Source organism: Streptomyces pratensis (assembly GCF_037137275.1).
Classification (GTDB): Bacteria; Actinomycetota; Actinomycetes; order Streptomycetales; family Streptomycetaceae; genus Streptomyces; species Streptomyces pratensis_B.
On record NZ_JBBBEN010000073.1, the window covers coordinates 17,360 to 35,367 of the forward strand.

Here is an 18,008-nt window from a genome sequence, read left to right on the forward strand (position 1 = left end):
GACCCTCAACTCCAGGTGCACCAGCCTGAATCCGCAGATCAACAGATCTGCAGCCCGCAGTCTACGTGCGAGCTTTGCCGCTTTCGGCGCAGTGGACACCGTCCCCGAGCCGTGGCCTGCCACGGAGCCGTCGGTGCCTCAGCCGGGCGCGGCAGGGCAGGCTCCGCGCCCGCCGGTCTTGGTCGCGAGGGGCGTGTGGGCAGGGTGGGCCTTCATCCTGTGCCGGCGGCCGGCCGGATGTGCGTTTCCCGCGGGCGTTGTGCCGCCGGGCGGGTCTGTCGCTCGCGTCGGATGATTTTGGTGGTTCCGGCGGGGCTCGTGTAGATGCTGGTTCCGTCTCCGTATTCTCCGAGCGCCGTGGCCTCGTCGGTTTTGTAGGCCAGTGCGTCGCGGACGCCGAGTGCGCGGAGGGCGTTCAGGACGCGCTGTACATCCTCCTTGTCATGATGGTTGGCGGTGTAGATGATCACTGGCCGGCGTGTGGGGTCGCCGTCGAAGTCGCTGCCGAGCGTGGCGACCTTGGCTCCCGGTCCGAGCTGTCCGCCTTCCACGGCCGTCTTGATGAGGCGCCAGCCCGCATCGAGGGCGCGGAGGGGCAGGAACCACAGCCACTTGCCGGCTTTCGCGAATTCGTTGGCAGCGGCCGGGGCCGCGAAGTCGACTCCTGGAGCCATGGCCCACTGCCATCGCTGGCGGGTGTCGGCCGCTGGCGGGAGCGCCTTTACGGGCTGTTGGCCTGTCTGGGTGGGCTTGTCGTGCACGAAGTAAAGGTATGTGACATTAGGCGTGTTCCATGGCTATATATTCCGGTGTGGCTGTCAGAGAAGTGGCCGCGGACCAGGAGCGGCGTGACCAGGCTTTGACGGCGTGCTGCATGGCGGTCGTCGCGGAGAGCGATCCCGTACTGGCACCCAGCCGCCGGAGCAGGCTGCTCATGGACTGCTTGGCGGTGCTTCGAGCAGCCCACCGTCCTGAGCGGGCGGCGCAGATCGGGATGAAAGAGTTCCGCCAGGGACTGCGCGGCCCGCTGGGACCTCTGCTTCCGTCGGCTTCGGGCAGGCCCGACCGGTTCGACAGCATGGAGTTGTTCGACGCGCAGGGGCTGGCCCGTGACGCGGTTAAGGATCTGTGCAGCGAGCACCTGGTACCGCAAGCGGCGCTCGAGCAGTACTGGCCGTGGGCCCGGGTACGCGCCGAGCAGGAAGAACAGCGTCTGTTCGACCTCATGCGGCGCCTTTCGCCGGAGGAGTACCGGTGCGCCCGCACCCTTCTCGGGACGCATGCCGCCGGCTCGGTGCGGGAGTTGAGCCGCCAGTGGGACCGGTTGTGGATGCGGTTCGACTTCTTCGAGTCCGTGGCCGACTGGCCGTGGTGCCAGGTCGACGGCTGGTGGTATCCGTGCCCGGTCTGCCGCTGGCCGATGCGAACTCTGCGGTCCGGGCCACTGTTCGACGTACGCTGTGAGGCCCACGCACCCCGGGGCGTGCACTACCGGTACACGCCCGGCAAAGGGCCGGGCCCGGGCGAGCTGACCGGGACCGGCAAGGCCGCAGTGCCGGTCACACCGCTGCCGGCCAGCTCCGATCACTTGGCCGTGAACCGGCACGTGTGGCGCTACGGCACTCTTCCCGTGCTCCTCGAACTCCAACTGCGCGACGAGCTCGAAGGCCTGCCGTTCGTCGAGCTGGAGATGTGGCCGGGGGAGCAGCGGCCGGACGAGTACGACGTGCACATCACCGTGGCGGTGCCGGGCAAGCGCACTCGGCATTGGCGCGTGGACGCCAAGGCGTGGGAGTCGGTCGTCGCGCTCGGCAAGGCGCTCTCGGACCGCCCGGTGCTGCGGAAGGGACTGACGATCGTCCTGCCCGACCACCAGCACAGCGAACGGCACTTTCTCGCCGCCCAGGTACGAGGCCGGGGCGTCAAGGTGACCACGGTCAGCCGCCTGGCCAAGCAGGTCAAGGACGCGTGCGGAGCGCCGCGGTGAGGCCGGAGGAGTGGGAACTGCGCACGCTGTCCGTCGCCGCGGCGTTGGCGCTGGCCGAGGAGTACTTCGGCTTCCGTGACGCCGACGGCCGGATGGTCGTGCCGCTGGACCAGGCGCACGTGTTCGCGGCCGCCCGCGTGGACCTGTGGGAGCACTGGCCCCGGGTCCCTCGGCGCGTACGGGAGCTGGCAGGCCGGTACTGGCACGTGCGCCCCGACGACCTGGCCGGACGCGGCATGTTCGAGGCGCTCGCGCGAACCTGTGCGACCTCGGGGAGCGGCCTATACCGGCTCCCAGATGATGTGCCGCCCCGGGAGGCGACCTACCTGCTGGCCGCGCACGCTCAAAAGCCGCTGGAACTGGCCCGGGAGCTGGTGCGCGAAGCCGAAGGCTACTACTACGACACCCGCCTGCCGTTGCCCGTGGCCAGCCCCGGCCTGTGGCAGTTCGGGGGATCCGAGCCCTCGGTGGTGACCATCCCCGACACCGAAGAAGACGCCCACGTACGGCCGCTGCAGCTAACGACCGCCCCGTACACGGCCACGACGACCGCCACCCGCAAGAAGATCCTGCGCCTGGCCCGGCGCCAGGCCGCGGCCGGTCCCGACCGCCACGGCTGGAAGCCGGGCGTGCTCGCCTCCTTCTTCGACCGGCTCCAGGACGCTTCCGGCGCTCCCGTCACCCGTCTGAACCTGCCGGCCGGGAAGCTCACGATCGTCAACGCACCGACGGGCGTGGGCAAGAGCGTGCTGATGAACAACCTTGCCCCGCTCCTGGCCGACCGCGGCCAGGGCCCCGTCGCCATCGTCGTCAGCACGATCCACGACAGTCTCACAGGCGCCGAGAAGATCGCAGCGGACGACGAACTCGTCTTTAAGGTCACCACCCAGCTCGCCCAGGCCACCGCCCGCCACAAGCTGCGCTGCGTGCCGCTGGTCACCGAGACCCGCCTCGCCGAACAGGCTCAGCGGGCCGCCGAACAGGGCCGCGAGGACCGCCACGACCGGCTCGCCTACGGATGCGACCTGTCGGCATGGGTGACGGACGGCCCCAAGGTCACCCGCGGCCGCGAACCGTGCCGCGCCCTGACCAAGGTCACCGACCCCGTGGCCGGCACCGGGGACGAGGAGCCGACCGGCCCGCACGCCTGCCCGCGGATGGGAGTGTGCGGGAAGTACGCGCTGTTCCGCGAGGCGGTCCACGCGGACATCATCGTCACCAACCATCACAACCTGCTGCGCGGTCTCATCCAGGTCCCGGTCGACACCGGCCGGCATCTCCTTCGGCAGATCTCCGTGATGGAATTCCTCAGCCGTCACTGCCGCCAGCTGATCGTCGACGAGGTCGACAACCTGCAGAACAGCTGGTGCTCCACGGGCGCCCACGCATTCTCCCTGGCCACGCGCGGCGTCAGTAAGACCTCGCTGCTGCTGCAGGTGGACCAGCAGCGGCAGAGCCTGGCAGCGGCGGCCGACCGCCGGGTGGTCAACGCCCTGTTCAAGGCCAGGGGACTGGGGGAGCAGTTCCTCAACTACGTGCTGGACGGCGAGCTCTGGCTTGAGCAGGACACGCACGAGGAAGAACGTCCTGGCTCTGGCTGGCACGTGCCAGGCATCTGGGACCGCATCCTGATCAGGGACCTGCTCGGCCTCGACGAACACATCCGCCTCGACCCGGACATTCACCAGGCGTTCCGCGCCATCTTCCCCGACTCCAGCGACGACACCGCCCCGGACCCGCGCTTCCAGGAACTGGCCGGCATCCTTGGCCGGGCCGTCAGCCGGGACACCAGCGAGGACGAACTGCCCGTCCTCAAAACGGAAATCTCCCGGGCGCTCAAACGCCTCAAGATCCCCAAGATGCGGCACGCGGACGTTACCAACGCGCTGCTCGTGCGCGCCTGGCTGGGCTGCCTCCACCAGAGCCTGACCCACCTGAAGTCATGTATCGCCGGACTCGGTTCCCAGCTGACCGCCGGCCGTGAACTGGCACGAGCGCTCGGCTCATTCACCCAGAACGGCGCCCTGCCGTATGGACCCCTGGGCTACCAGCTGTTCGGATTCAAGGTCAACAAGGACAACCGGGGCGGCGGCGAACTCTTCGTCCAGTCCCTCGGCGGCGACCCCCACACCGGAACCGTCCAGCTCGGCGGCACCATGGCCCTCGCCACCGCCGGCGTCGAGCGCAGCGTCCTCGCCCTGTCCGCGACCGCCTTCTTCCCGCGTGCTGCCTGCGAACACGTGCACACCGAGCCCGCCTACGTCATGACCGACGCCACCCCCGGCGCAGTCACCGCCCTGGCCGGCAACGTTTCCGCCTCGGACACCGTATGGGACCCCATCACCATCGGAGGCATCGCCGAAGCCCACAAACCAGCGGAGATCCAGAAACTCGGGGAGCGGCTGTGGCAGACCCGGCTCTCCGAGCACCTCAGGCAGCTGGAGATCGACGACCCCGAGCGGGCCAGGTCCATGGTGGTGTCCAACTCCTACAAGCAGGCCATCCTCCTCGCCGTCGGCATCGCTTCGGTCGCGGTGCAAGCCTCCTGGATCGCCGTTGTCGTTCCCAAGACAGGTATTCCGCCCGGCATCCACTTGCCCACCGGCGTCGTGACCATCACTATTGACCAGCTCGAGGACCTGCCCCGCACCCACCCTCACGTAAAGGCCATCTGCGCGCCCCTGCCGCTGGTCGCCCGCGGACTGAACATCCTCGTCCCCGGCACCGAACGGTCCGCGCTCGCGTCGGTGTGGGTCGGCCTGCGCCCCGTTGCCGACCTGCATTCACCCGAGGCGATGTACGCCAGCATCAACGCAACCGCCATCAGCGCAGCCTGCCCGGGCCCCGACCCCGCCCGCATGCTCGCCATCCAGAGCCGGGCCGCCCGAAGACACCTGCACACCCTGCTGCGCAGCGACCCCCGCTTCAGCAGGTTCCCCCGCTACCTGAAGACCGAGATCCTCGCCGGAATCCTGGTCGACCTCATCCAGCTCGCCGGCCGCGCCCGCCGCGGAGGCACCCCCGTCCAGCTCTACCTCGTCGACAACTCTCTCCTCGACACCCGCCTGGGCTCCGACTTCCCCTCGCTGCTCCGCTCCTACTACGACGGCCTCACCGAAGAGGAACAGGCCAGCCTCCGCCGCATCTACGGCGCAACCCTGACCGCCTGGCTCGACTTCGCCCACGCACCCGACATCCCCTCGCTCACCCACGTCCCCCTGCCCCGCAGCGAAGACCTTGATCACGAAGGCGTCTGATGACCACGGAACAGACCCAGCTGTCCCTTCTGGCCTGCCACACCGACGAAGAACTCCTTGGTTCGGTGCTGCTGTACCGCCTGCCCGAGGTGAAGATCGACTCGGCCTGGAAGAAGCTGCGCGAGGAATACCGCGGCATCACCGGCTCCACAGCCAACCTCCCCTACAGCGGCCTGCTGACCGTCCTGCGCGCCATCGGCTACACCAGCGCCACCCTCTACCCCACCTCCAAGGCCCACCCGCCGAAGTTCCTCGCCACCACCCGGCCCATCGACCGCGACGACCTGCATGCCGCCGTCACCCTCTGGGAGCAGGCGTTGCTGCAGACCCCGGCCGACAGCTTCACCTTCCAGTACCCGAGCCAGATCGCCGACCTCATCGCAGGGACCGCCCCCGAACAGGTCCAGTTGTGGGACCAGATCACCCGCACCACAGCCTGCATCGACGCCCCTGGCTGGGTGTGGACGGCCGCCGGCTGGGCCATCGCCGAGAAGCTCGCCGCCCAAACGTGGGAAATCGACGGCAAGACCGTCACCTTCCGCCGCGATCTGGCCAACTGCCTCCAGGTGTGGGACCGCGATCTGCTCTGGAGCAATACCTGGCTCGCCGCCCGCGGGGAAACGCTCGAGGACATCGCCGACGACGAGGATGACAGCGACAACGCCTGGAAGACGGCCGCCAGATACGCCACCCTCCGGCTCGACGTGATGATGAAGTCCCACCCCGGCCTGTCCCACCCCGTGGCCGTCGTCCAGCCCTCCGTCTCCCGGCTGAGCAACACGCTGCGCAGCGCCCGCACGGCCTGGTTCGAGCCCCGCGACGCCAAAGGCCCCCTCCTCAACCTCGAACTCGGCGGCTACGGCGACCACACCCACCTGAACCACACCACCCGCCTGGCTCTGGACGGCTGGACCCGCCTGCACGGCGAACACGTCTTCCCTCGTGACAAAGACGACGAGTTCCTCGCACCCAGCGCCCTTGACCTGAGCGGCCCGCCCGGCAAACTCCGCGCCCTCGTTCCCTTCGCCGTGAGCTATCCGATCGGCAGGGGCGTGGGCATGTACAGTCAACGCGAACTCGCCCGGCACGTCAGCAGTGTCCTTGACCAGCCCCTGGTCGAATGCGTGCAGGTCGCTGGCCGCCGCCCCTTCGGAAACCGGCGTACCACCGTCGAAGGCCGTGACGCGGTCCTGTGGGACGACGAGAACCTGCCGCAGATCCTCGCCGCATCCGGATGCCGGAAACTGCGCATCCTCGCTCTCTACAGGACCCAGGCCATGCGCACACGCATGCAGATGCTGCTGGCCTACCACTTCAACCGCCCCGACCTCGCCGCCACCGGCATCGGCGAGAACAAGCCCGTCTCCCTCGACGACCACATCGAGGTCCTGTTCCAGCCGGCGCCGGAACTGCTGGCCCACGGCGAACACCACGACCAACGCCCCGCCCTGGTCAGGCAACTCCACGGTCTCGACGCCCCCGAGGACACGCGCCTGCTCGCCCTATGCGAGACCGAGTACGACCCCAAAGCCTGGGCCCGCCAGCGACGCGCCTCGAAGAAGACCGACTCCACCGTCGTGAACCCCGACCTCCTGGACGCCAAGCACCGAGTCAACGGTGAACTCGCCAAGCATCATGTCCTCGCCCAGTTCCTCACCCTGTACAAGCCCGGACGCCGCAACCCCCGCAAGAAGGACCGCGAACTCACCACCGATCTCGAACTCCTGGGCCTCGAGCTCCAAGGACACCACCGCGGCCACATGGCCATCGCGGATATGTCCCGCGTGGCTGGGCTCGTGCACCCCAGGCTGACCAAAGCCCTCAGCTCCGGCCCCAACGGCCTCAAGGAACCCCTCGTCCACGTCGGGCTCCACCTGCGCCAGCAGCGCGGCGAACGGCGCATCGCCACCGACGAGCCGAAACTCATGTGGACCTTGGTCGCCCTCGTCCCCCACGGCCCGTACTGGCGGACCCTCGCCTACCTCCCCTCCGAACACGCCAGCCAGGGCACCTGGCTCGACTACGCCCCCGCCAACTACCACTTCCGCGCCCGGCCACTGCCCGAAGGCCGACGCCGCGACGAACTCCTGCCCCGCCACATCGACCGCGCGCTCTACGAACTGGGCGGGCACGCCGGCCCGGCACAGGGATACGTCATGTACGTCTCCGGAGCCGAGGCCCGCAGCATCTGGCCACTGCTCGCCAACAAGAACCTGGGCAAGACACCCGACGCGACTGGCCAAATCAACAAGCGGCCGGCACTGCCCGGCTTCACGCTCCCACCCGACCAACGCCCACGAGCGGTCGTCCGGGTTACCTCCAGCAGCGAGGACGTGGCCCGACCGGCCCTGATCGAACGGCTCCGCCACCTCCCGGAGTACGACGAGCCCGTCACCGAGGAGGGGAAACTCGCCACCGGCCTGTTCCAGATGGACCAGGCTGAGCAGACGTTCATCCTGTGCAACCTCCCCCACCAGTTCACAGGAGGCGCACGCTACGCCCGCGTCGGCGAGTCCTACACCCGGTGGGGCAGTATCGACCCCAAGGAACAAGCCGAAACCTGGTACAGCCACACGGCAACGGAGATCACCGTGCTCCACCACCCGGCCGACCAGGCCCCGCTCGCCTACGGGCTCGCCGCCGCCCGCCTCTGTGATCACGCCCTTCACTGGGAACACCGCACCCAGTACCCCGCGCCGGTCCACCTCGGCATCCAGATGGACAAGGACCACCCCGAATACCGCCGCACCGTCGACCCCACCGAGGGCGACGGCGACGCGCAGCCCTGAGTCACGAGGCAACGCAAAGTCCCAGCGGATCGACCGAACCGCTGGGCAGCGTCTCCCGCAGCGAGCCGCACACAGGAGGAAGGCAGTACGGTCACCGTGGATCCGGACGACGTGACGGAATGGGATCACTGGCTCGATTACCAGGTCGACGGCACATCCGTACAACTCGTACGCCCCAGCGACACCGACCGGCCGACCTGGGCCGCCTACGAAGAAACTCGGTACCTAGGCACCGTCCACAGTCGGTTCGACCTCGACGGACGCTGGCACATCCAGTCTCTGAACGAGCGCCACCCCAGCCTCGACGATGCCCTGCGCGCCCTGCGCCGCCCCGAAGGCTGGGCAGCCGACCGAGAACATGTCCGCCGGTGGGCTCACTGCATCCTGAGCGACCCGCACCTACGCGTCCTCGACGTGCAGACCACCGGGCTCGACACGGCCTGGGCCGTACAGATCGGCGTCACCGACCGGGACGGCAACGCCCTCTTCGACGAACTCGTCAACCCGCTCGCCGACATCACGCCCCAGGCCACAGCCCTCCACGGCCTCGCACCGAACCAACTCTTCGCCGCACCCACCTTCAAGGCCTTGTTACCCGACCTCGCCCACTTCCTAGCGGCCCGCTCCTGCCTGTCCTACAACGCGGCCTTCGACCGAGCAGTCTTGGAACGCGAAATCCACCGCCTGCCTCAGCCAGCCCGCTCCGCGTGGGCGACGTCGCGACCGTGCAGGTGGGTGGACGCCATGACCCCCTACACGGTCTGGAAAGGACTGTGGTCTACCCGCTATCGCTCCTACCGCTACCAGCCTCTCGGCGGCACCTACGACGCCGTCACCAACTGCCAGCTCCTGCTGACCACTATGCACCGCATGTGCGGAACCGGCTGACGGTGATCGCCGTAGCGAAGATCATTCCGTCGGCCTGAGGACGACGGGCGATAGTCCAGCAGTCGCGCTCCGGAAAGCGCCACTGTGACGATTCCCCTGCGTATCCTCCGGCGTCGTCTACGCCCAGCGCATGTCGATCGCTGTCAGCTGCTCGGCCGGCTCGGGTGACAGGGTGGCGGCTCTGCTGCGCTGGTTGCTGATCCACGAGCCCAGTTTGAGGTCCCGCTCCTCCTGGTCCTCGCCGCCGTTGCCGATGAGGATCTGCGCGACGTGTCCCCTGGGTACCTTAAGGTGGCCTTCGCGTTCGTAGTGCTGGCGGGCGGCGGTGTAGTTAAGTCCCCACTTGTCGGCGTGTGTGCGGCGTGGTTTCGGCTTCTCGTCCTGGGCCGTTGGTTCGATTCCGAGGACGTGTTCGCACATCCACTGCTGGACCGTGGTGAGTTCGTCGAAGCCGAGTTGCTGCTGGCGTACCCACCGCCCGAGGTCCTCCCCCTGGTGCACGGCCTGGACCGGTGCGGTGGGCAGGGTGCCGCCGGTGTCCAGGTGTTGGCGGTTGAGATGGAAGCGCGCTGCCATTCCACGGGCTAGGCGGGGCACCAGGAAGGGGCGATGTCGTCCAGTTGTTCGCGCCGCTCGAGGGCCAGTGTCCCGGCGCGTGCGTCGGCTCGCGCGTTCTTCAGCCGGATGCCGACCTTTTGACCCTGGTAGACGGCGTCAAGCGGCGCTGATGGATCGCTCTCCTTCAGCGGGGCCGACATCTTCGGCTACCCGGAAAAGGTGCGCTGGCAGGCGCACCACGCCCTGTGCGACCCGGCACCGGGCGAGGGCGCCTACGACATCCCCGCGGCCAAGACTCGATCGTGGGAGCAGCTCCTGGACTGGACGGCCCACCTCATGGAGAAGTCGTGGCTGTCACACACGGACTGGGACGACTTCCTCCGGGGCGTCCACCGCGGTGGCGGCCGCCTCGTAGTCGCGTCGCAGACCGGCACCGCGAACCCCTGACCGGGTGTCGGTGCCGTCTGAGACGATCGTCGGATGGCCGCTAGCAGGGATCGCTCGATTCTTCGACAACTGGTCGGCGACGTCGTCGCTCGTCTGGACGCGAACACGCACGCCACGCTCAACGAGGCCTTTACGAAGGTGGGGATGCCGCCCAACTCCCCGGAGGAGGGCACGAAGCGCGAACGCGTCGAGCGGAGCTACGCCCAGGTCCCCGACAGCCACCTCCATACCGTCGCCCTGAACCTCCTGGCCAACGGCTACGCGACCACGGCCCAGAGGATCGGGATCGAAGACGTGCTGTGGGCGGAGGCCTCCCCACCGGAGATACCCAGCCGGGTTCGACGCGAGCTTGCCCGCTCGCTCGATCTCGCCGACCTCGTTCGCAGCGAAAGCCGGTTCATGGGCATGCTCAGCCGCTTCTGGGCGCTCGCCGACGAGATGAGTCCGATCATCGACGCGTTCTTCGGGACTCCGGGGCCGAGCCTCAAGCGTGACATTCAGGAGCACGTCTTCCGCAACCCGGGGGACTGGTCGACCGAGGACCTCTTCGAGAACCTGGGTGCCTTCGAAACCGGCGATGCCAGGTTCGCCCGGTTCCTCGAAGCCCTGGTCTCCGCCGACGTCCTTCTCGACGAAGCCGCGCAACGCCATCTCGTCGCCGCGATCAACGCGCACGTCCGCGCTGCCGGGATCGAGCTGAGGGAAACAGGGGCGGAGGGCGGCTACCCGAGCTTCAGCATGGTCTCCACCCGGCTCGCCCTTAACCGCAAGCCGAAGAACATCATCTTCGCCTCACTCACCAAGCCCGACATCCGCTTTCAGTCCGCCATGGACAACGACATCGAGATCGTCGGCAACCGCGACGACTCCCTGGTCTACGACCGCCCCACGCCGGAAGACGGACTTCGCTGGCGAGACCTCCAGACCTGGTGGCAGGACAAACACGAGATCCCCACCGAAGCCGACGCCAAGACCTCCCTCTACCGCCGACTCCGCCGCAGCCTGCCCGACAACTCTCCCGGGCAGCAAAACTTCTTCGACTGCTACCACCAGATCCTCGGCACCAAGGTCTACGACCACCCCGCCCTGCTGCCCGAGGTTTGGCTCCACTGGGACCACCAGACCGTCCGCGAACGCGGCCCCCAGGCATTGCTGCGCTCCCGCATGGACTTCCTGCTCCTACTCCCCCATGGACAGCGCATCGTGCTCGAAGTCGACGGATCCCAGCACTACACCCGCGACCGCGGCCAGCGCCCCGACACCGCGAAGTACGCGGAGACCATGGCCGCCGACCGCGATCTGAAACTCCGGGAGTACGAGGTCTTTCGGTTCGGCCACGACGAACTCAAGGACGCGACCGCCGCCCGGGTGCTCCTGGAGCAGTTCTTGCCGGCGCTGTTCCAGCGCTTCAACGTCAGCTCCGGAACAACCTGAGCCCGCGACACCGTTCGTCAGGACACAGCAGTCGGCGCGTGTGCGACAAGGGTGTTCGTGATGTCGACCCACAGCGGACGCACGCTGGCAGGTACCTTCGGCAGCGCCTTGTGCATGGACTGGACGGCCTCCTCGTACCGTCCCTGGAAGCGGAACGACCACGAGGCGGCTTCCAGAAGCTGATGCAGTTCCGCGAGTACACCAGCCGGATCATTGTGGTGCTGCAAGAGCTCAGCCGCGCAGTCCGCGCTCACTATGGGGTAGGCGTCGACTTGGTTGTCTCCGTTGATGAAGAGCCCCTCTATGACGCCCGTCCGGTAGGCGTCAGGCCACCGTTCCGGGTCCGTCGAGCAGGCCCGTACGCCATCAATCCGAACGGTCCACGTCTCGTTGGCCGTGCGCCGGCCAACAGCAATACCGAGGCGCCGCTGCTCGGGATCTTTCAGTCCCGGGAGGTTGGCAGCATCGAGACGTTCCGCGAGTTCCCCGCTGGAGAAGTTCGCCCTCTCAAGATCGCTGACGAGCTGGGTCACGTTACCCAACAGCACTGCCGTATGCCGTGCAAGCACCCAGCGGACCCAGACCAGAGAGGCATGTACGCAAGCCTCAGCGACCTCTTCCGTGACCTCGTGGACATCGGCACGGCCATGGCCGGTGCCGTACACATTCCGGACCTCTGCAAGCTGAGTGGCCATCCTCCGGGCGCCGTCAGGTATCGCCCGCAGTACGTCGTTCGGTGCGAGATCCTGCTTGATCGCGTGAGCGACGACGTTGTGTGCCGTGGTCAGGAGCGTCTTGTAGGTGGTGTTGTCTGCAAGCACCTCGCCGTTGGCTTCGGTGGTGACCCGGGCCACGGACTCGGCCAGCTCCTTGGCCGCGCCAACGACGTGCGCAAAATCCTCTGCCTCGACCGCCCGCCCCAAGCGCTGGTACGCGTCGTCGATCGCGGCCCAGTGCCCTGCTGTGATGCGTTTCGGCCGGGGAAGGGGTTCCTGCACCAAGAGCTTGAACACCGTAGGAATCCTCCTCGCATGGCACTTCCAGCAGGCACCAGTGGTCCTGGGGAGCGGTGCCTATCACTATCTTCCAGTGGTCATTTTGGCAGGCCTGAGGTGTGTGGCGCCGGGTTGTTTGGCGAGAGGGCTGCCGCCCTCTCGCGCTCTCCCGCAACGTCCCGCCGCGGTCGTCTGGGCACCCTAGACCGCAGTAACACGGCGGTGCGAAGCAAGCCGGTGGCGGAGGTTCAGACGGGTGTGGCCGTCGCTTCTTTGTGGTGTGGGTGTGCTGCTGGTGGTGGCGTGGGCTGGTGGCGCTGCGGGTGCGGGGTCGCTGGTGGGGCGGCGGTCCGGTGGTGGCGCGCGTGGTTTCCCGGCTTCCCGGCGCACGGTCCTGTGACCCTTTCTCACGCAATAGAAATTGGCAGCCAGTCAGTACGTAATGGGGGCAGTAAGCCTCCGGGGCGCCGGAAAGCCGGTATCGGCCGGCGCGGATTATGAAGGGCCGCGGTGACGGTCGACGCGGACGGAAATACAGGTGGGCGACGTCGTGAACGCCAGGCCGGTGAGCCACGGAAGAAGCGGTTCTATGTGTCGTTCAGCGACACCGAGCTGGCCGTCGCCGCCAACGCCGCCCGGACCCGCCATCAGGGCACCGAACAGTGGGCGGACCTGCTGCGCACCACGATCCCCCAGGGCCTGGTCCGCGACGCGATCCTGGCCTTTCCGGCCTGGCCCGACATCGCCGCGGCGATGGGCCGCCTGAACGACCAGGGCGTCGACGTCGCCCGGATCCTCGCCGACGCTCACGCCGCCGGGCTCGGCGTCGACCAGGCCGTCACCGCCGCCACCAACGCCCCCGCCGCACCGCCCCCGGCCCCCGCCGCACCACCGACGCCAGCCGCTGCGCCGCCTCCGGCCGCACCGGCAACCGGGGCTACGCCGTCGATCACCGCCGCTGCGCCGCCCCTGGCCGCCGCACCGTTCCCGGCCACAGCCCCCGCCGCACCGGCGGCCGACGATGCGCCGCCGTCGCCCCCGACGGCTGCCCCCGGCGCTGCGCCGGGTAGGGCCCGTGTTCCCCGCCCCGCTCCACCCACCGGGATCACCCCACCCGCCCACGCACCCGCCCCGCCCGCCGTCGCTCCTGCGGCCGGGGACCCGGCGGCAGGTTCGTGGACTCCGGCCGGTGCGGACATCAGGGCCCTGTGGGGTCCGTTGACCGAGGGCCTGCCGCTGCCGGAGGTCCTGTATCTGTCCGACCGGGAGACGGCGCTGGGTCAGCTCGACATCCGCCCCTCGGGAAACGCCCACCTGGTGTCGCTGGTGAAGGAGGCGATCGGATCGGACCGGGAGACCAGTCTCCTCGTCAGCGCCCGGGCCTGGCCCCTGCTCGCCTGCCGCATGGCCCGTACCGCCCGCGGTCCGGAAGGCGGACCGGGCCTGAGCCCACACGGCGAAGCAGACCTGCGTACCCGGCTGAAAACCCTGGCCGACGATCCCGCCTGGAAGCAGGGTCCCGCCTCCGAGCTCACCGGCCGCCTGGTCGCCGCCACCCTCACCGCCCTGAACACCCCACCCGGCACACCGGGCCCGACCGGGCCGCGCATCTCCCCTACCGCCGCCCGCTCCCGCTCCACCGCCACCGCTGCCGCCGTGGCCAAGCCGGGAGCAGCTTCGACGGAGGCCGCTGTCCCCGCGCACCGTCAGAGGACCACCCCCACTCGCCGGCAGGGCCGCGGACACTAACGACCTTGTGCATGCGCAGCACAGGGAAGAGGACGGGCTCACTGGCGGCATCGATCTCGGCCCGGAGCCCGCCAATCGACCTGTTCGCGGGGAGCGGCGGTGTGAGCCTGGGACTCGACGCACTCGCAAGGCGACCTGACGCACATTCACTTTTCCCAGGTCAGAAGGCTTTTGCCGCCCAAGAGAACCGATACGCGAAGCGGTCCGGTTGGGGCGGGCCCGCGCGTTCTGCGTAGGCTCTTAGCCGGACCTCGCGGGTACGACGGCGGGGAGCCCTCGCGTGCACCGAAGCTTTGGCCGGCTGGTGCACGAGGAGGACTCCCCGGCAATCGTGGCCGTGGTGGTCCGCGTCCAGTCCGAACACAGAATTCACGAGGCGTGAAATGACTACCCCGACCAATGACGACGGTACAACGTCGTCACGCAATCAAGTTCCACCAGCTCCTCCCGTCCCGGAAACGAGCGGCTCCGGACCGCTCCTGACCTCGCACGCCGCTCTCACCCTCCTGGCGGCCGTTGTGATCGGAGGAGCGGTAGCCGCTCTGACGTACCTCAGCGCGAGCAACGGCGCGGCGGCTGCACTTGCCGGGCTGATGGGGGCAGGTGCCAGCACCCCGGTGCTGCACACCCTCATCGGCAGCTGACCGTTCTGCCTGTGCCTCCGAGACTCGATCCGTTCGGATCTCGGAGGCCCCGCTGTAGATGGCTGTCGTGAACGTCGAGGACAACCCGATCACCTTCCCCATCGACGGGCCGACGTTCGGTGCGTCGGCCCGGCCATGCCGCCTCCGCGAGGGCCCCGCTACACGCGTGCCGCCGTACGGCCGCCTGCACGCGCCGCTCTTTCCCGCGTGCGGTCGTCACACCGCCCCGTCCGCTACCGCCCACTCCAGCCCCAGAGCCGCCAGCCGCTCCCGCTGCTCCGCGCTCAGCCCTGCCTGCCGCGCACGGGTATTGGACAGCCACACCCCAAGCCGCACCGACGTCCCGTCCGCCAGCTCCTCCACCCAGGACCGCGCGACCACCACCGTCCCCTCCCGCTCCGCGTACTGGGCGAGCGCGGCGACACCCCGCTCGAATGCTGCTCCCCGCGCCCCGCCCGCCTGCCGCGGCCGCGCCGGAACGCCGGCGGCCGGCTTCGCCGGCGGCCGGACACCGAGCTCGACCAGGCGCTCGCGCTGCCCCCCGGACAACCCCTCCCACCCCTCCTGCTGGGCGACCAGCCACGCACCCACGTCCAGCCCGTTCACCATCGCCCCGGTCTCCACATACCCGACCACACCCCCAGGGACCACAAGGCCCGCCAGAGCCGCATAGTGGCGCTGCCAGTCGACGGGCCAGTCCGGGTTCCAGTCCGGGTCGATCGCGGCCAGCGCCGCCGCACGCCGCGCCGCCCGCGCTTGGTCCTTCCCGAGCCCGTTCTTCTTCCGCGCGTTCGCCAACCACTGCCCAATGGGCCGGTCCATGATCATCGCCGTGACCGGAGCAGCGAGAGTCCCGTAGGCGGCGAAGTACGCCTTCGCCGCGCCGAGGTTCTCCTCCCACGCAGCGTCCGCCGGGTCCCACACAAGGTCCAGCGCTTCCAGGTCCTCGGCCCGCTCGGGCAGCATGGTCCCGGCCCGCATCGTCCTCCGCTGATCGGACAGCCACCGCCCCAGCGGGAACCCGCCCTCACCCCGCCCGTCCCCGCCCTCAACCCAGTTGTAGGGCACGGCGAGATCACCCTCCCGCTCCCGGTAGGCGACCGCCGCCCGGTGCCCCGCCCGCCAGTTCGCGTGCTCCGGCTCGATCAGGTTGTACTCCACCAACCTGGCCACCAACGCCGGATCACGATGCACCCCGAACCGCAGCAGCAACCGCTGCTCCTCCTCGTCATCACCCTCCGGTGCCGGTCCGAGCCACGACGACACCGGCTTCGTCCGATGCAGATCCTCCGAAGGAATCGCGAGCATTTCCACCGCACGCTCATCATGCGCACGCAACCCGGAAAGAACCTTCAAAAGAGGACGGTACGAAGCCGAATACGGCATATCCTCCGGAGTCTCATCCGGGCCGAGGAAAACAGGAACGATCAGCGTCGCCAATTTATCCTGACCCGGCTTCTGCCGAAGCGCCCGACCAATAGCCTGAACAATATCCACCGCCGACCCCTTCGGATCGATCAAAGCGACGGAATCCACACTCGGGCAGTCGACCCCCTCACCGAGAACCCGACAATTCGACATCACCGCCCGCCCAGCCCGCCCCCCGAACTGATGCAGCTCCTGAGCCCGCATCTCCGGCTCGTGCTCACCCGACAGCCACCCCGACCACACCTCCTGCGGGTGCCGCTCCGGGTCCGCCGCGTGCAGCCGCCGCACCACCCGCTCCAGCCCCACGCTGAACGCCTGCGCCTCGACCGTCCGGTGGTGGAAGGTGATGCACCGCTCAAGCCCGTGCTCCGCCATCGTCTCCAGCAACGCCGCCTGCAGCACCGTCAGCCGCTCACCGCGCACGTGCTCCTCGAACCGCTCCTCGCCGTACAGCTTCTCCAGCGTCAGCCGCTCGTCCCGCAGCTCCACCACCACGATCTGATACCGCGCCAGCAGCCCCCGCGCGATCGCGTCCGAAAGATCCAGCGCCCACAGAACCGGCCCGTAGATCCGCTCGTCCGACATCGAACAGGCCATCTCCTTCGGCAGCCGGTCCACCGGCGCCCGACGCCCCGCCTCCCCGCTCTCCTCCGGGAACTCCATCCGCCAGCGCGGCCGGGGCCGCTCCATCCAGATCCGCGGCGTCGCCGTCAGATACAGCCGGCGCATCGCCGGAAGCTGCTCCTGGTCGTGGACGACCGCCCACGCCTTCCCCAGCGACCCACTGGTTCTGTGGGCCTCGTCCACACAGATCAGGTCCCACACGTCCATGGGGAGCCCGTACGCGCCCTCGTGAGCCTCGACCAGGACCGGCAGCGACGCGTACGTCGCGAAGACGGTGACCGGCCCGCTGCCGTAGTGCAGCGCCAACTGCTGGGCGTTCGTCGTCGCGGGCACCCGCAGGTCGTACAGACGCGGGTCGTCATCCATCGAGCACACCGCCACCATCGGCCCCGAACGCCCGAAAGCCCGCCACTCCCGCACCGTCTGCGCAAGCAATTCCAGCGTAGGAAGGAGAACCAGAACCCGACCATGCGGAGAAATACGCTGCGCCGCACCGGCGGCAATGAACGTCTTTCCTGTGCCGCACGCCGCGTGTACCTGACCGCGCAGCCCATTTCTTGGAATACGTTGTCCGGGCCGGATTTCCAGTCCTGCGACAATGGCATCCACCGCTTCCGCCTGATGCGGGTAAAGCGGAATTTCACCGGTCATGACGAGATGTCTCCAGATCCGGGGGAGGAGGTAGCCGTTCACTCGTGATGCTACCCGCGCATCACTTGATGCACGACTCTGATGCAGCACGATGCATCACATCGGCTGACGGTTGTCCTGTTCCGGGCTCACCGTGGCCGATCGGTGTGCTATGTTGCGGGAGCAGTGACCATGCACGTCTCTTCCGGGATGGTCACACCCTGGGCCTGGCTTCCCATCAGCCCGAAGGGTGCTTCACCCCTCGGGCTCGACGTGTCCAGGTGATGGTGGGTCCCGCAGCCGGCCCCGGGAGGAGGTGCCCATCAGTTCGGGATCCTACCCAGCAGCGAGTTGATGCACCGCCACCCCTACCGTAGCCAGCCCGGCGAAGCCGGCAGGGCGGGAGCGCAGCGGACGCCCGGGTCACGGAGCGAAGCGGAGAGACCCACAGATTACCGCGCAGCGGTAATCCAATTCCCGCAACGCGGGAATTCAGAAAGCCGCTAGCGGCTTTCTAGCAATTCGCTTGCGAATTGCTTCACTTCGCATTTGAATTCGCTTCGCGAATTCCTTCACTT

At 68.5% G+C, this 18,008-nt stretch carries 11 protein-coding genes; 7 read left to right on the forward strand and 4 right to left on the reverse strand.

Annotated features, from left to right (window positions below; all coding sequences use genetic code 11):
* Nucleotides 1-212: 212 nt before the first annotated feature.
* Entirely contained in the window at nucleotides 213-761 is a 549-nt protein-coding gene (locus V9U70_RS07980) for a putative phosphothreonine lyase domain-containing protein (RefSeq protein ID WP_336673778.1), read from the reverse strand.
* Nucleotides 762-811: 50 nt separating this feature from the next.
* Here V9U70_RS07980 and V9U70_RS07985 point away from each other — a divergent pair, with 50 nt between their 5' ends.
* The 4 genes from V9U70_RS07985 (at nucleotide 812) to V9U70_RS08000 (ending at nucleotide 8,921) form a co-directional block, all read left to right on the forward strand.
* Nucleotides 812-1,987, forward strand: a complete 1,176-nt coding sequence (locus V9U70_RS07985) for a restriction endonuclease-related protein (protein ID WP_336673779.1) — start codon at nucleotides 812-814, stop codon at nucleotides 1,985-1,987.
* On the forward strand, nucleotides 1,969-5,244 hold the full coding sequence (locus V9U70_RS07990; protein ID WP_336673780.1) for an ATP-dependent DNA helicase: 3,276 nt from the start codon (nucleotides 1,969-1,971) through the stop codon (nucleotides 5,242-5,244). The genes V9U70_RS07985 and V9U70_RS07990 overlap by 19 nt, the downstream gene beginning before the upstream one ends.
* Entirely contained in the window at nucleotides 5,244-8,033 is a 2,790-nt protein-coding gene (locus V9U70_RS07995) for an RNaseH domain-containing protein (RefSeq protein WP_336673781.1), read from the forward strand. Before V9U70_RS07990 ends, V9U70_RS07995 begins: the two co-directional genes overlap by 1 nt.
* A gap of 96 nt (nucleotides 8,034-8,129) precedes the next feature.
* Nucleotides 8,130-8,921 carry a 3'-5' exonuclease gene (locus V9U70_RS08000; RefSeq protein WP_330323287.1) on the forward strand — a complete coding sequence of 264 codons (792 nt, stop codon included), beginning with the start codon at nucleotides 8,130-8,132 and terminating at the stop codon, nucleotides 8,919-8,921.
* Between the two features lie 117 nt (nucleotides 8,922-9,038).
* On the opposite strand, the gene V9U70_RS08005 is transcribed toward V9U70_RS08000, so the two are convergent.
* Nucleotides 9,039-9,497 carry a helicase associated domain-containing protein gene (locus V9U70_RS08005; protein WP_419723951.1) on the reverse strand — a complete coding sequence of 153 codons (459 nt, stop codon included), beginning with the start codon at nucleotides 9,495-9,497 and terminating at the stop codon, nucleotides 9,039-9,041.
* 201 nt (nucleotides 9,498-9,698) lie between these two features.
* Here V9U70_RS08005 and V9U70_RS08010 point away from each other — a divergent pair, with 201 nt between their 5' ends.
* Nucleotides 9,699-9,926 (forward strand): hypothetical protein, encoded by a 228-nt coding sequence (locus V9U70_RS08010; protein WP_330323286.1) that lies wholly within the window; start codon nucleotides 9,699-9,701, stop codon nucleotides 9,924-9,926.
* Between the two features lie 33 nt (nucleotides 9,927-9,959).
* Nucleotides 9,960-11,360 (forward strand): AbiJ-related protein, encoded by a 1,401-nt coding sequence (locus tag V9U70_RS08015; protein WP_336673782.1) that lies wholly within the window; start codon nucleotides 9,960-9,962, stop codon nucleotides 11,358-11,360.
* 17 nt (nucleotides 11,361-11,377) lie between these two features.
* On the opposite strand, the gene V9U70_RS08020 is transcribed toward V9U70_RS08015, so the two are convergent.
* A complete protein-coding gene (locus V9U70_RS08020) occupies nucleotides 11,378-12,373 on the reverse strand; it encodes an abortive infection family protein (RefSeq protein WP_336673783.1) in 996 nt (331 codons plus the stop codon).
* A 573-nt stretch (nucleotides 12,374-12,946) separates the two neighbouring features.
* Here V9U70_RS08020 and V9U70_RS08025 point away from each other — a divergent pair.
* A complete protein-coding gene (locus V9U70_RS08025) occupies nucleotides 12,947-14,104 on the forward strand; it encodes a hypothetical protein (RefSeq protein WP_336673784.1) in 1,158 nt (385 codons plus the stop codon).
* Between the two features lie 860 nt (nucleotides 14,105-14,964).
* On the opposite strand, the gene V9U70_RS08030 is transcribed toward V9U70_RS08025, so the two are convergent.
* Nucleotides 14,965-17,451 carry a DEAD/DEAH box helicase gene (locus V9U70_RS08030; protein ID WP_336673785.1) on the reverse strand — a complete coding sequence of 829 codons (2,487 nt, stop codon included), beginning with the start codon at nucleotides 17,449-17,451 and terminating at the stop codon, nucleotides 14,965-14,967.
* Between the last annotated feature and the right edge of the window lie 557 nt (nucleotides 17,452-18,008).